The sequence below is a fragment of the uncultured Fluviicola sp. genome (assembly GCF_902168135.1).
Classification (GTDB): Bacteria; Bacteroidota; Bacteroidia; order Flavobacteriales_D; family Crocinitomicaceae; genus Fluviicola.
Genome location: NZ_CABHOL010000048.1, coordinates 56007 through 71375, shown reverse-complemented (window position 1 = coordinate 71375; position 15369 = coordinate 56007). Strand labels below are relative to the sequence as shown.

The following is a 15369-nucleotide window of genomic DNA, read 5'->3' as shown; positions in this document are numbered from 1 at the left end:
CGTGATTAATCGCGCACCTGCTTAGTTGTTTCAAATCTGCATCGCATTGTGGGGTTAATTAATTCGCAATTCGTAATCCGGCATTCGTAATTAGGATTATATTTGGATCAACTTAAATTCAAACGAATGAAAAAAATAAAACTAATCGCGCTACTTGGATTGGGATTCATGACCGTTCAATCTTGTTCAAAACAAAGCGAATTGTGCGACTGCACAGACATGACTACAGAAATCCTGAAAGGTGAGCGTGAAAAGAATTACGACGGAAGCTTCCAGAAAGAGTATATGAAGAGCCACAAAAAAGAAGAAGAAAAATGCATGAAAATCTTCGATAAAATGGGCAAGGATAAAGCTGCTATGGAAAAAACGCGTAAAGAAATGAAAGAGTGCGGTGGTTACGATGCATTTTTGGATGAGTCTATCAAGCAATTGGAGAACTTCAAAAAACAAATGCCATCCATGTCAAAAGAAATCGATGAGTCTATCAAGCAAATGCGTGAAGAATAATTTGATCTCAAGATAGTAAAATGTAGGCGCGCGATTAATCGCGCGCCTACATTTTTTACCTTTTACCTTTTCACTTTTACCTTCATTTTGGGTTCATAAATCCACCGCACAAAAAAACTATACGAATCGTACCTGGTATCCATCGGTATTCCGGCAACCAATCCTACTTTCGATGTTTTTGAAACAGTTACACGCATTTGCGGCCGCAGTACAACCGACGTGAAATCTTTTGAAACTAACGTGTTTACTTCCATTCCGATGACACTTTTCGTTGCGGGAACGGAATAGTGAATACTCCCGTTTGCATGAAAATACAATTCGGTTCCGCGGGAACGCATTTCTTTCTCCCATTCGGGCCCGGTAATCAACATCGTATGGAAATTATTCTTCCAGCTTTTGGCAACCACCAGGAACGGATGCATGAGATTTGCACGCACGATTTGCTCTTTTCCGTATTTATTGAAAGAAGTGAGCTCAAATTCATTCAAATAGCCGATAGCCGCAGAAGTGTTGAATCTGGGAGAAACTAAAAAAGTATATTGCGTGGCGAGTTTCAATCCGTCCAAACGGTTTCCTGGCAGCGGTTCTTCCTGGTTGTGTGTACCCAATGAAAACGTAAATGGAACCTCTATTTCAAATCCCAGTCGATTAACCGGTGCAAATTCATATTCAACCAAAGTGGTCACCTCTGTGTAATTATTCAAATGAGCACTTCCAAAACCGATGTTCCATTCGCGTTCACCTTTTCGGGCACCAAGATCTCGGATCAGGTCTACATACAATGGTTCAATGTGCTTGACCTTGACAGGAAGTGTTGTATCTGCCGGTTGTGCATTTGCCAGTGACGAATGAAACAGGCCTGCAAATAATAAGATTGAAATGAAAAATTTTCCCATAAACAGAATTTGATGGGATAAAATTCCAGCCCGAATCTGGAAACAAATGGGAAAAGCAGGGATAGAAAATTTTCCCTCCCTACTTTGTGGAATAAGCTTTCAATTCGGCATAATCGATGTCTGATAAAAAAGATTCGCGCTGCTTCTTTTCCTTTAATTTCTTGGGATTTTGAATCCATTCTGATATAATGGGAGCGTGATGCTATTTTTGAAATAAGAATCTAATCTCTTTTGACGGATTGATGTAAGGTGCCAAAACGCACAATTACACGACCTGTAGAACTATTGCAGAATTTTCCAATCATTACCCGTCCTTCAGATTTTTTTGAAGAAACGACAACCAGCCGATTTGGTTATCAACCCCGAAAAGTGCTAATCCTGTAGTGTTTGGAAAACAACTGCAGGATTGCATTTTGGATCCTGATCCCGTCTTTTCGTGGATTGATCAAAATCGGCAGGTTGGCTGAAAGTTGTAATTGTGCAAAGGCATTTTTGTCCTACTTTTTTTGCCTTGGAAAAAAGTAGGGAGACAAAGAGGATTATTAGGAGGTGTTGGAAATTTAACCGGACAACAATGATTCGGAATTATCTTCGTACTTTCGTTACTGATAAAATTGAAAGCAGGAAACTCTTCATGAAAAACAAAATCACAGAACTTTTTCACATAAAATATCCCTTGATCCAGGCAGGAATGATCTGGTGTTCGGGCTGGGAATTGGCAAGTGCCGTTTCCAATGCCGGCGGACTGGGAATCATTGGTTCCGGATCCATGTATCCCGAAATTTTGGATGAACATATCCGCAAATGCAAAGAAGCAACTCAAAAACCCTTTGCAGTGAACCTGCCCATGCTTTATCCGAATATTGAAGAACACATTCAAACAATCATTAAGCACCAGGTTCCGATTGTTTTTACTTCCGCAGGAAATCCGAAAACCTATACGGCACGACTGAAAGAAGCAGGAATTACCGTAGTTCACGTGGTTTCCTCTGCCAAATTTGCTTTGAAAGCACAGGAAGCAGGAGTGGATGCTGTTGTTGCAGAAGGATTTGAAGCCGGTGGACATAATGGCCGGGATGAAACTACGACCATGTGCCTGATCCCGATGGTGAAAGCCGCTATTTCCATTCCCCTGATTGCCGCAGGCGGGATCGGAACCGGGAGAGGAATGCTGGCTGCAATGACTCTGGGGGCCGACGGTGTTCAGATCGGTTCGCGCTTCATTGCTTCTCCGGAATCTTCGGCACACCAAAATTTCAAAGAGGAAGTGTTGAAAGCGAAAGAAGGAGATACGATGCTGACACTGAAAGAACTGACGCCGGTCCGACTGATCAAGAATTCATTCTTTAATAAAGTGGAAGCAGCATATGAAAATTGTGCTACGAACGAAGAGTTGAACGAATTGCTTGGAAGAGGAAGAGCCAAAAGAGGAATGTTTGAAGGCGACCTCATCGAAGGTGAATTGGAAGTGGGACAGATTTCGGGACTTATCACGGAGATGAAACCTGCGGGAGAAATTGTCAGCGAAATAATAAACGAATTTAAAGCCGCTTTGAATGAACGAAGCGACGCAAAATATGCATTTGAATGATCGCATTTAATCGATTTAAATTGGAGAACGGACTAACGGTTCTTCACCATTTTGATTCCACAACTCCGATGGCAGTGGTAAATACGCTTTACAACGTTGGGGCAAGAGACGAATCGGAAGAAAAAACAGGTTTCGCGCATTTGTTCGAACACCTGATGTTTGGCGGTTCTGTTAATATTCCGGATTTCGATGCGCCCCTGCAGCGTGCCGGAGGAGAAAGTAATGCCTTTACTTCCAATGATATTACCAATTATTACGACGTACTTCCCATACAGAATATCGAAACCGCATTGTGGCTGGAAAGCGACCGCATGCTTTCCCTGGCATTTACACCAAAAAGCCTGGAAGTACAGCGAAATGTAGTGATCGAAGAATTCAAACAGCGCTATCTGAATCAGCCTTATGGAGACGTTTGGCTGGAATTGAGACCTTTGGCTTACAAAAAGCACCCTTACAAATGGGCTACCATCGGGAAGAATATTCAGCACATTGAAGATGCAACGATGGATGATGTGAAAGCGTTTTTCAAAGCACATTATCACCCGGCGAACGCTATTTTGTGCATCGCTGGGAACATCTCACTCGACGAAACCAAACGCCTGGTTGATAAGTGGTATGGCGATATTCCGGCATCGTTAAAACCGGAGCGTATACTGCCCAAAGAACCGGTTCAGACGGAATACCGGGAACTGACCATCGAACGCAAAGTTCCGCACGATGCTTTCTATTACAGTTTCAAAATGCCGGAACGAAAGAACTTCGAATACTACGTAGCAGATATTATCTCCGATGCATTGGGACGCGAAAAATCATCCCGTTTATATTCCAAACTGAAAAAAGAACTGAAACTGGTAACTTCTATCAATGCTTACATTACAGGATCCCTGGATGAGGGATTGCTGATCATTGACGGGAAACTGAGCGACGGTGTTTCTTTTGAGGAACTCGATAAAGGACTTTGGCCTCTGTTGGAAGACATCAAAAAAGAGTTGATGACCGAAGCGGAAACTTCCAAGCTGTTGAATAAGATCCGGACAGTGAAAGAATTCCAGGAACAAGGTTTGCTGAATCGCGCCATGAATTTGTGCCTGTATGAATTATTGGGGGATGCAAACGGGGTGAATGAAGAAAACATCTTGTATCAGAGCATTACCGCAGAGCAGATAAAAACAGTTGCAAACCAATTGTTTACAAAAGAAAACACTTCGCTTTTACGCGTCAAATCCATCAAAGAATGAATAGGAGAGCCCAGCAGCCTGAAACGAAACAGGTAGAACATATTTCGTTTGTGAAACCTCATATTTTCGATGTAACTCCGGATGTGAAGCTTTTATGGATGAAAGAAGTTCCGAACGATACCGTGCGTCTGGATTTGTTCTTTGATGCAGGGATTACCCGCGGAAATAAAAGTATCCCGGCAATTGTACACAGCTTATTGCTTTCCGGCACCAATAAACATTCTTCGGTAGAGATTCACGAAAGGATCGATGCCCTGGGAGGATTCCTGGATACCGATATCTCTTTTGAAACGGCTGTTGTAAGTATTTACTGCCTGCGTGAATACATCCGCGAGATTTCGAATATCGTGGCAGACGCCATTCAAAACCTGGCTTTCCGGGAGACGGAAGTAGAAGATGTACTGCGTTCCATGAGACAGCAATTTGCCGTGAACCAGCAGAAAGTAAAGTACGTGGCGCAGCAGCAATTCAGAAAGCATTTGTTTGCCTCCAATCCCAATTACTCGACTATTTCCGAAGAATCCGATTACGAGGATAGCAATGTCATGGCTTATAAAAAGTATTGGAAAGAACATTACCTGGAAGGTTTGACCCGCATTACTTTGGTGGGAGACCTGGAAGTGGACGAAGTAGATGCTCTGATCGATTTATTCGGTAAATGGGCCGTTGACGGGAAAGTAGAGCATGCCGGAGGATTTCAGTTCCGGGCAGAACGTATTGATTTCCCGAAAGAAGACGCCGTGCAGTCCGCAATTAGAATGGGACGCTTCCTGTTCCCGAAATCTCACGAGGATTACATCGATTTCCAGATGCTGAATACCATTTTAGGCGATTATTTCGGTTCCCGATTAATGTCGAATATCCGCGAAGACAAAGGATATACCTATGGAATCGGTTCCGGTGTGATGGACATGAATAAAACCGGCTATTTTGTCATTGTAACGGAAGTGGGTAAAGAAGTGCTGGAGAATACCTTGAAGGAGATCAAATTCGAGCTGGACAGGCTTCAAAACGAACTTGTTCCGGAAGATGAGCTGGACCTGGTTAAGAACTACACACTTGGTCAATTATTGAAAAGCGCCGATGGGCCTTATGCCATGCTGGATATGTACAACGGAGTGGATATGTACGGCTTGACACTGGAGTTTTACGACGAAGCGATCCGGAAAATAAAGAGCATTACTCCGGAACGAATCCGGGAATTGGCAAAACAGTATTTGAAGTTCGAGGATTTTTTAATCATAACAGCAGGTTAAGACACAACGCATTCCAAATTTCCACGTTTTAGAACTATAAACTAAAACAGCGTTTTATACGTTATAGACAATATGATTCGGGTTACTCTCCTTTTGATCTTGAGCATTTTCGCCTGGAAAGCGCAGGCTACCCACGTGATGGGTGGTGAGATTACCTGGACATGTAACGGGAACGGCTACGTTTTTCAACTCGTTTTCTACCGCGATTGTAACGGCGTTGACGTAAACCCGGTTTCAGAGAACCTGAGCGTTTGGAACCATCCTTCCATGACGAACATTCCCGTACTATTTGTTAGTCGAACCGATATATCCCCGAATTGTACCCAGGTGGCAGGATCTCCAAACCCGCTTTCATGCGGTTCAGGACCAAATGCCGGAAATGGAGTCGGGGCGATTGAAAAGATCATTTATCAATCCAATCCGGTTACTTTATCCGGTGTTCCGCCAGCACAGGGATGGATCATCACTTACAGCAATTTCTCCCGGAACGGGAACGTGACAAACCTGGTAAATCCGACGACTTACGGGGTTACAATCCGCGCAACCATGTATGCCATACCTGGCGCGGCTGCCGGAGTCTGCAGTGATAATTCCCCGCGCTTCCTGCAAGATCCTTACCTGGTACTTTGCTCGGGAGAAAATTACGAATACAACATGCACCCGGTTGATGAGGACCTGGATTCCGTAGTAACAATGCTCGCAGCTCCTATGGACCGCATCCAAGGATCAAGCTACAATCCGCCTGTCGATCCGGACTTTATTCTTTATGAAACGGGGTTTAGTGCCACTAGTCCCACACCCGACGCAACATTTAATGCCGGGAACGTTCCGCTAACCTTAGATCCGCAAAACGGCCATCTGAGCTTTCGTTCGTTCACAATCGGCGGATTTGTGGTAAAAGTCATTGCCCAATCCTTCCGGAATGGAGTACTCATTGCAGAAGTTGAGCGGGAAATGCAGTTGATTGTTACCAATTGTCCGGCTGCCAATAATGCACCGGTGATTCCCGGTCCTTTTGCAGGATTGTATGAAACAACAGTCGATGCAGGAACTTTGGTGAACTTTACACTCACGGCAACGGATGTGGAATTCTTACAGGACGGAACGCCCCAAAGCAATTACCTGAAAGCGAGCGGTTCCCAGTTCGGGACTAATTTCACCAGTACAACCGGTTGTGATGTAGCACCTTGCGCAACATTGGATCAATCACCGGTAATTACGGGAGTTCAGGGTGCTTCGACCAACTTTTCCTGGCAGACAGATTGTGCGCATTTGATCGATGCCTACGGAAATACGGACGATGAAAAAACATACACATTTGTCTTCAGGGTGCAGGATAATTTCTGCCAAATCCCGAAAACGACTTTCAAAACGATTACCATTCATGTGAAGAATCCGGGTATTATTCCGGCAACAACTATCAACTGTATTTCTACACTTCCGAACGGGAATCTGAATATTAGCTGGGACCCGGTCTCAGACCCGAATAATACTTTCGTGGATTATGAATTGTATTCCGTGCAGAACGGTTTGATCGGAAATTTCCCGATTGGAACAACTACTGCGACCGTTCCGGCCCCGGGAGCAGAAAACGATTATTATATTCAGGTAAAATCCGGCTGTAACGTAACACTGTCAAGTGACACCGTAAAGAATGTAGATCTGGATCTCTTCAATCCGGCAAACGGAACAGCCGTTTTGGATTGGAACCTTCCTTCGCCGAATCCGCTGCCCGGAATGGATAATTTCTGCACGATTTACAGGGAATACCCAACCGGGACATGGACATCTATTGCTGTGCTTCCATACAATACCACTCATTATATTGATACCATCGATATTTGTTCTGCTTTCCTGAATTACCAGGTAGTTTATTCCACACCGACTTGTCAATGGTCTTCCAATATTGTGGGAGATAACCTCCAGGATGATATTACTCCTCAAATCCCAGTTATTTCGAGTGTTTCCGTTGATACACTGACCGGAAATATAGTCATTACCTGGAATGTGAACTATGCACCGGATACTTATGGTTACATCGTTTACCACCAGGATGCGAATGGTTTTATCGTGGAAATTGATACCGTTTGGGGAAGACTGAATACGACCTACACACACGCTATTTCGGTTAGCGGACCGGAAACGTATTCTATTGCCGCTTTTGATTCCTGCTATACTCCGGCAGTTCCGCCCACGCATCAAACATCTGCAAAAGCAGAACCGCATACCAGTATGTATTTGAGTTATTCCACCAATAGTTGTACTTCCCAGGCTGAATTGTCCTGGACTCCTTATGATGGCTGGGGATCAGGGCTTACAGGTTATACTGTTTTTGTCAAAGAAGGAACGGGGCCTTGGGTTCCGGTTGAAATAACTACCGATCTGTCTTATAATTTGGATTGTATCCCGCTGCAGAATTATTCGGTAGCCATAAGGGCTAATAATTCCAATGGTTTCGAAGCTTTTTCCAATGTACAGACTTTTGTGATCTATGCTCCTACAGCTCCGGCGATCAATTACCTGCGGGTAGCAACCGTTGACCAGAATACAATCGTTTTGAGACATGAAGTATCAGTAGGGTCGAATGTGCAGGCTGTCCGTTTTGAGAAGTTCAATATGGCAACCGGTCAGTTTGATCTTTTGGGTGAAGTTCCGGCAACAGCAGCTACACTTTCCATAACGGATGCGGATGTGGATGTGAACAATTTCAGTTACACGTATCGTGCGGTTGTAGTAGACAGCTGCGGGAACCTGGGAGAAGTTTCCAATCGCGCACGGACTATTTTACTGAAAGTAACCGAAGATCAAACCCGCTTGTCCACATATTTGAATTGGTCTCCTTACGGAGATTACGATGGTGGTGTACTGCAATACCAGATCTACAGAGGAATAGATGGAGTTTTTCCGTCCACGCCAACAGCAATTGTTACGCCTGACCAGCGTTTTTACGAAGACCTGGTAGATGAATTAGGATTTGAGCACAGCGGTAAGGTCTGTTATTTTGTTGTTGCCGAAGAATCGACGAATCAATACGGGATACAGGAATTGAGTTTTTCGAACCAGGTTTGTGCCGTTATACAGCCTTTGGTATATGTTCCGAACGCCTTTACACCGGGTGGGTTAAACCCGATTTTTATACCGGTTGTTTCCTTCCAGGACGTCTCCAAATATGAATTCTCGATTGTAGACCGTTGGGGACAGGTGGTTTTCCAAACAAATGATCCTGCGCAGGGCTGGGACGGGCATCATCAGCAAAGCGGGAAACTGGTTGCGCCGAACCTTTATGTGTACGTGCTGAAAGTAGTGGACGGCAACAACCAGGAATATTTCTTCCGCGGAAACGTGTCGGTAATCCATTGAAATCGAGAAATTAGGCACCCGGAATTCGGAATTCGGAATTATATGTGCTATTTTTAAGGCATGTTATCCCGATTTTTGCGAAAACTGAACGGCGGAATTTTCTTTCTGAGAAACAGTTTAACTCCCCGCCAATTCTTATTAATATCCAGTGTAATAGTCGGCGTATCCTGTGGTTTGGCTGTAGTAGCGCTTAAATCCTTTGCACATGCGGTGTTGGTGTTTGCAAAGGAACTCAATCAGCAATTGCACTTTAAATATGTTGATTTCATCTTGCCGGTTTTCGGGATTGTACTCACGATTTTCATCACACGCAGGTTACTGAACGGTAGATTGGAGAAAGGTACCTGGCGCATCATTTATGCCATTAATAAGAAGTCGAGTATTCTTCCGCGTAAACAAATGTATGCACAGGTCATTACTTCGTCTGTGACAGTTGGCTTTGGCGGTTCTGCCGGTTTGGAATCTCCGGTAACAATTACCGGGGCTGCTTTCGGGTCGAATTATGCTCGGGTTTATAAACTGTCAACCAAGGAACGTACTTTGTTATTGGCCTGTGGTGTGGCGGCAGGAATTGCAGCGGCTTTCAATGCGCCTATTGCAGGTGTTTTGTTTACCATGGAAGTACTTTTGGCTGATGTCGGAATTACAGCCTTCATTCCATTGATGCTTGCATCGGCTTCCGGTGCTTTGCTTTCCGGCGCTATTTTGAACGAAAGCATTTTATTGTCCTTTAAAGACATGGCGGCTTTTGAAATGCAAAACGTACCCTTCTACATTGTTTTGGGTGTTCTTACAGGTTTTATAGCGGTTTATCATTCCAGGGTTTTTAACCGGGTTGAAACCTGGATCGAACACTGGAAAATGGGACCTTATCAAAAAGGAATAATCGGAGCTTTACTGCTGTCAGCGCTGATCTTTGTATTCCCTTCCTTATTCGGTGAAGGGTATGATAGTATCCGTTCGCTTTCCGGGGAGAAAGTGTTTGATCTGATGGATGGGAGTTTGTTTCAGTCCTTTAAACAATCCTGGTTCCCGCTTTTGTTCATCGGAGCAGTTGTATTCCTGAAAGCCATTGCTACCGGTCTGACTTTAGGTTCGGGGGGGAACGGCGGAAACTTCGCACCGTCGCTGTTTGTGGGTAGCTACACCGGGTTTGCTTTTGCTTACGGCTGGAACCTGACAGGCATCGGGCTTTCACTTCCGATCACCAATTTCACCATGGTGGGAATGGCAGGTATGCTCAGTGGATTGTTCCATGCACCCCTGACCTCGATTTTCTTAATTGCTGAAATTACAGGAGGTTACGGGTTGATGATTCCGCTGATGATTGTTTCTTCCATCAGTTTTGCTATTTCGAAGCGGTATTCCAATCATTCCATGGACATTGTGAAACTTGCCGAGGAAGGACATGTGGTACGTGCGGATAAGGATAGGCATGTCCTGTCTTCCATTGATCGCGAGGAAGTCATGGAAGAAACGCTGGTGGTGTTAAAGCCCGACGATACCGTTTCAACCTTGTTCTTAACTGCGCAATATTCGCAACAGGCACTGATCCCGATTGTTTCGGACAACGGTTTCTTGCTCGGGATGATTTACCTGGATGATTTACCGACCATTCTTCCGGTTTATTCTTCTGATCCCAATACACACCTGGAATTGGTCATGGAACCGATCCGTTATTCTTTAAATCCGCGGAATACTATGGAACAGGTGATGGAAATGTTCGAGCATTCCAAGTTGAACTACCTGCCGGTAATCGATAACGACCAGGTCATGGGGTATTATTCCAAACACCGTTTGCTGGAAGCCTACCGGAAAAAGATCATGGAGAATATTGTGGAGTAGTATGAGCATTGAAACAAGAGAAGAAGAGAAAAGAATATCAGAGTTGAAGGAACAAGAAGCACGTGAGCTTATTTCCAGGTATGTTAAATCATCTAAGAATAGCCTTAAAAAAACAACAATATCTGATTCTCCTGGCGAAGCTAAAGATATTGACACTAGCAAAAAAATGGAAATTAAGTCTATTGAACCTCGGTCAGTTGTTTTGATTTACCTCATACTTTTTCTGGTGCTATTGTCGATCACCATTTATGATTTGATCAGCCTGGAATCGAAAAAGACCATCCCTTTTTTATTCCTGGTATTTTTGACCTTTCTTGCAGGAACCAGTTTTTTGCTTTATAAGATCATTCCTCTTAAAAATAATGTGCTGTTTAGTTTAACAAATGAAGGAATCTGGTTAAAAGATCGTTTGCTTACCTGGGATCAATTTCAAACATTTAAATACATCAATAATGGATATGATTATTTAATAATAAAAGAGTTAGAACAGGAAGAAATCATTATGCCACTTTTTTCGCTCAGGTATTTTCCTAATAGGATCTCCGCTTTCATTGAAATTTATAAAGCTGCCGGGAAATGACTATCAGATACATTAATTCAATCATTATTATCCTGATTTGTGCATTTTTTTTCGGTATCAGAAGTTGTAATAAGTATTATGATTCATTATCCGGAACCAATATTCGGATCGGAGTTGCCAATGTTTACGATAGTTATTCGGTAAAAGGTGGAACTCATTACAAATACATCTATAAGATCGGATCGAATTATTATACAGAATCTACAAATGCAGACTGCATAAATGACCTTTCTGAATTCCCTATTCAATCCTTTTTAATCGTTTATAACAAAAAGAGACCTTATGAGAATGTACTGATCTGTGAGAAACCTTTGGGAAAGACTTTAAATTTAGATACCCTGATAGATCAAAGCATAGACCTGGGGGATTTGATAAAGAAGAACACGCTATTGAATGATAATGCAACTAGTGCAGATCTGAATGATAAGGAGGAGAAAAATATATATTTCAGAAAAACCAGGTAAAGCATTGAATAAAAGAACGAAATAGACTAATGAATTTTGAGATTTTGTTTTTTGCTAACTTACCGGGATATAAACTGTGGATTATTCATATTATGGAAGGAGTTTTAAAAGACGGCGATTTCTGCACAGTCACAGCGGGTACACATAAAGGCAAAAGCGGTGTTGTGCGGGATCTGAATGTAAGCAAGACCGGACATTTAACCATTACTGTGGTACAGGAAAACGGGGTGCGGTTTAAAACGCTGGGAAAGAATGTGCGGGTAGAGAAACCTGATTAAACAACCTGACCCGTTCCGAATATTTTTTCAATGACTTTCTTCAAACGGGTTGTTTCAATGAGAAATGCAATCCAAATGACTCCATTGAACAGTGCTATATTACATAGAATAATAACCGTACGATTTAACCAGTCTGAACCAAGATTCGTACCCATGAAAGTAATCGGAGTGTTATGGGGTAGAAACCATACGGCAACGAATGCCAGCTGAACGAAAATACCTGCTAATATCCAGATCGGAGACAGTTTGAAAGTGACATTCATTTCTGTCATTTTCTCAGAAATGTTTGTTAGCCGGATATAGGCATCCGGTTTGATTTTCAATCCCCGGAGTATGGTGTGTTTATACGAAACGATCCATTCGTTGTAGTCAAATTTCAGCTCGTAAACGGATTCTGAAAAGGGGGTTGGAAGAACATGTTTTTTGTTTTGTTCCGCTTTCAAAGATTCGGTCAAAAGGTCCTTGTTCTGATTTAGAAGGAAGCTATATTTTTTTCGAAAAAACATCCATCAAATATACCGCAATTTTAAATTGCAGCTATGCGATTAATTGTTTACCCAAATTGATTTTTTGATGATTCTGCATCCTACGGAATCCATTTCAATCCATTCGCTGATTTATTTATCTAATGGAACTTAAGGTTTATTTTGTAACAGATTCATTAAATTGGCTTATTCCTGAAACTAAAAATTATCCTTATGAAACGACTAATCGCCTCTTTAATGCTGCTGTGTGTGCCAGGTGCACAGGCACAATCTTTCGATCACATTGCTTACAAGCAAGAAGTCAACCCGGCTTATGAAATGGCCATTAATGAGAAAAAGTACACAGAAAGCCTTCAGAAACTCGAAGCTGTGAACAAGAAATACGGAATGCTATACGGTGAAGATTATCGTTTACAGGCTTATTGTTACAAAATGACGGGAAATAATTCCTTAGCTGCACAAGCGCTTAAAACCTCCTGGTCATCCCTTTCCTTTGACATGCGCACGCTTTGGTACGTTGCTCCATTGGATCCGGGTAAGATCATGGAAGGTTTCACGGAGGCTGAAAATGCACTGGTGTACGAAGGTTTCGATAATTCCGCAAAGATCCGGCCTAAAAATGCTGATTCATTGATCGCGATAATCGACAGCATGACGTATTGGGACCAGTTTTTCCGGACTCGATTAAATGACAGCCCTTATGATCAAAAAGCCATTTCCGAACTGGATTCGATGAACCGTATCAATGAAGCCCTGCTTGAGAAGATGGTGCGAAACATCGGTTTCCCGGGAGAAAAGAAATTGCAGTTCTCGGAGTTCAGTATTTGGTTCGTGCTTGTTCATACTGCGGGGAACGAATCGTTCTACCAACGCATGAAACCGGTTTTCCTCCAAGAGGTTCGAATCGGGAATATGTCGCCCTGGATATTTGCCAACTGGGTAGATCAGCACCAGTTTTACAATAAATTACCAACGATTTACAATACACAGATTGGGTTGAAAAATGACTTTACGAAAAAGGAACTGGAAGAAATCAGGAAGAACCGTTTTGAAATAGGATTGATGGATTTGGAATTCAGATTACCCTAGGCACGGAAGGTTTCAAGCAAAGAAAAAGAGTCTTTTTGAGTTTAACCGCAAAGAAAGAAGAGCGCAAAGTTGCATCAGAATAATTCAAAAATTTTCCTTATCTTAATTAGTATAATAATATATACCTACTATTCAGATGAGTGAAAACGAATTATCATCCATTATTATTGGAGCAGCTATTGAAGTTCATACACAACTTGGTCCCGGACTTCTTGAAAGTATTTATGAAACATGCTTGTATCATGAATTAAAGGAAATTGGACTGAAAGTAGAACGACAAGTTGAAGTTCCATTAATCTATAAAAACCTCTTTCTTGAAACAGGTCTCAAATTAGATTTAATTGTGGAGGACAAAGTGATTATTGAATTAAAAGCCGTGAAAGAAATTTGTGATGTACATTTAGCACAAACACTGACATATTTGAAATTGACAAATTTGAAACTTGGATTGTTGATCAATTTCAATGAAACTAGATTGAAACATGGTCTTAGAAGAGTAGTGTATAATATTTGAATGTGAATTTCCTCTGTTTCTTTTCTAGTATATCAACTTTTAGCATACTAATTTCTTTCTCTGTGCCTTTGCGGTGAAAAAAAGGATACGTGGAGCGAAATTACTACCTTTACTCCATGCAGCGTTTTTTAGTCATTCAAACAGCTTTTTTGGGAGATGTCATCCTGGCAACCCCTGTGATCAGTGAGTTGAAACGCCTGCACCCGGAAGCGGAAATCGATGTGTTGGTGCGGAAGGGCAATGAAACCATTCTCAAAAACCATCCGGCAATCCATGAAGTGTTTTCCTTCAATAAAAAGCAAGGGAAATGGAAAGAAATGAAACGGCTGATCGCTGTTTTCAGATCGAAACGCTACGATGAGGTCATCAACCTGCAGCGTTTCGGCAGCTCCGGGATTATCACATTCCTCTCAAAGGCAAGAAAGAAGGTTGGTTTCGATAAAAACCCCTTTTCCTTTTGTTACGATATCAAGATCAAACATGAAATAGGCAAGGGGAAGCACGAGGTGGAACGCAACCTGGAATGCATTGCACATCACGGAGCAAAATCGCTTGTTCGTCCGGAAGTTTTTCCTTCTGATGAAGAAGACCGGGCGAAAGTTGCAACTTATACTCACGGACCTTTTTACACGCTTGCACCGGCTTCGGTTTGGTTCACGAAACAGCTTCCCGAGAAGAAGTGGATCGAACTGGCTAATAACCTCAAAAAGAAAGGGAATGTATACCTGGTGGGTGGCCCTGCTGATTTTGAATTGTGCCAGCGCATACTGGAAGCAGCAGGTTTACCGAAAGAAAATAACCTGGCCGGTAAATTGAATTTGTTGGAATCCTGTGCTTTGTTTGAAAAGGCAGCCCGTTGTTTTGTGAATGATTCCGGACCACTGCACATGGCTACAGCTGTAAATGCTCCGGTAACGGCTTTCTTCTGCGCCACTGTTCCGCGTTTCGGTTTCGGCCCGCTTTCAGATGACAGTGAGATCCGGGAAACAACCGAAGCTTTGATCTGCAGGCCTTGTGGATTACACGGCGGAAAGATCTGCCCGGAGGGACATTTTAAATGCGGACGAATCGATGTGACGGTTTGATTGACCGCGAGGCGCACGAGGATCACGAAGATTTTTTGTTATACCCCTTTTAGGAGTAAAGCCCACAAGGATTTTCCTGATTTGCGTATAGTAAGTAATTTGTAAAACTGCATTGAATATAAATACGACTGGCTTTTAAAATAGCTGTGTGGCGGTTTGATTGCACCGTCCCGATAGCTAT

General features: G+C 42.7%; 14 protein-coding genes. 12 read left to right on the top strand and 2 right to left on the bottom strand.

The features are described 5' to 3' along the window. The first annotated feature begins 126 nt into the window (after positions 1-126). Positions 127-507, top strand: a complete 381-nt coding sequence (locus QZT69_RS16205) for a hypothetical protein (protein WP_294677274.1) — start codon at positions 127-129, stop codon at positions 505-507. Between the two features lie 62 nt (positions 508-569). Here the strand turns inward: QZT69_RS16205 and QZT69_RS16200 are convergent, their stop codons facing one another. Next, positions 570-1403 (bottom strand): HAEPLYID family protein, encoded by an 834-nt coding sequence (locus QZT69_RS16200; protein WP_294677266.1) that lies wholly within the window; start codon positions 1401-1403, stop codon positions 570-572. Positions 1404-1977: 574 nt separating this feature from the next. On the opposite strand from QZT69_RS16200, the gene QZT69_RS16195 reads away from it, so the two are divergent. The 8 genes from QZT69_RS16195 (at position 1978) to QZT69_RS16160 (ending at position 12015) form a co-directional block, all read left to right on the top strand. After that, positions 1978-2994, top strand: coding sequence for a nitronate monooxygenase (locus tag QZT69_RS16195; protein WP_294677260.1), 1017 nt, complete (start codon positions 1978-1980; stop codon positions 2992-2994). Then, positions 2991-4232: a pitrilysin family protein gene (locus QZT69_RS16190; RefSeq protein WP_294677245.1), complete on the top strand. Its 1242-nt coding sequence runs from the start codon at positions 2991-2993 to the stop codon at positions 4230-4232. The genes QZT69_RS16195 and QZT69_RS16190 overlap by 4 nt, the downstream gene beginning before the upstream one ends. Beyond that, positions 4229-5488: a pitrilysin family protein gene (locus QZT69_RS16185; protein ID WP_294677243.1), complete on the top strand. Its 1260-nt coding sequence runs from the start codon at positions 4229-4231 to the stop codon at positions 5486-5488. Before QZT69_RS16190 ends, QZT69_RS16185 begins: the two co-directional genes overlap by 4 nt. 72 nt (positions 5489-5560) lie before the next feature. Beyond that, positions 5561-8848 (top strand): gliding motility-associated C-terminal domain-containing protein, encoded by a 3288-nt coding sequence (locus tag QZT69_RS16180; protein ID WP_294677235.1) that lies wholly within the window; start codon positions 5561-5563, stop codon positions 8846-8848. 60 nt (positions 8849-8908) lie between these two features. Next, a complete protein-coding gene (locus QZT69_RS16175; RefSeq protein WP_294677219.1) occupies positions 8909-10693 on the top strand; it encodes a chloride channel protein in 1785 nt (594 codons plus the stop codon). A gap of 1 nt (position 10694) precedes the next feature. Continuing rightward, complete coding sequence (locus QZT69_RS16170; protein ID WP_294677212.1) at positions 10695-11273, top strand: hypothetical protein; 579 nt, start codon at positions 10695-10697, stop codon at positions 11271-11273. Further along, a complete protein-coding gene (locus tag QZT69_RS16165) occupies positions 11270-11737 on the top strand; it encodes a hypothetical protein (RefSeq protein ID WP_294677205.1) in 468 nt (155 codons plus the stop codon). The genes QZT69_RS16170 and QZT69_RS16165 overlap by 4 nt, the downstream gene beginning before the upstream one ends. Positions 11738-11766: 29 nt before the next feature. Then, positions 11767-12015, top strand: a complete 249-nt coding sequence (locus tag QZT69_RS16160; RefSeq protein WP_294677198.1) for a KOW motif-containing protein — start codon at positions 11767-11769, stop codon at positions 12013-12015. On the opposite strand, the gene QZT69_RS16155 is transcribed toward QZT69_RS16160, so the two are convergent. Next, positions 12012-12521: a hypothetical protein gene (locus QZT69_RS16155; protein ID WP_294677194.1), complete on the bottom strand. Its 510-nt coding sequence runs from the start codon at positions 12519-12521 to the stop codon at positions 12012-12014. The two genes, QZT69_RS16160 and QZT69_RS16155, sit on opposite strands and share 4 nt — an antisense overlap. 192 nt (positions 12522-12713) lie before the next feature. On the opposite strand from QZT69_RS16155, the gene QZT69_RS16150 reads away from it, so the two are divergent. The 3 genes from QZT69_RS16150 (at position 12714) to QZT69_RS16140 (ending at position 15188) form a co-directional block, all read left to right on the top strand. After that, entirely contained in the window at positions 12714-13589 is an 876-nt protein-coding gene (locus QZT69_RS16150; RefSeq protein WP_294677190.1) for a hypothetical protein, read from the top strand. A gap of 136 nt (positions 13590-13725) precedes the next feature. Further along, the gene (locus QZT69_RS16145; RefSeq protein WP_294677187.1) at positions 13726-14103 is read left to right on the top strand and encodes a GxxExxY protein; all 378 of its coding nucleotides are present in this window, start codon (positions 13726-13728) and stop codon (positions 14101-14103) included. Between the two features lie 89 nt (positions 14104-14192). Further along, positions 14193-15188, top strand: coding sequence for a glycosyltransferase family 9 protein (locus QZT69_RS16140; protein WP_294677185.1), 996 nt, complete (start codon positions 14193-14195; stop codon positions 15186-15188). The last annotated feature ends 181 nt before the right edge of the window (positions 15189-15369 follow it).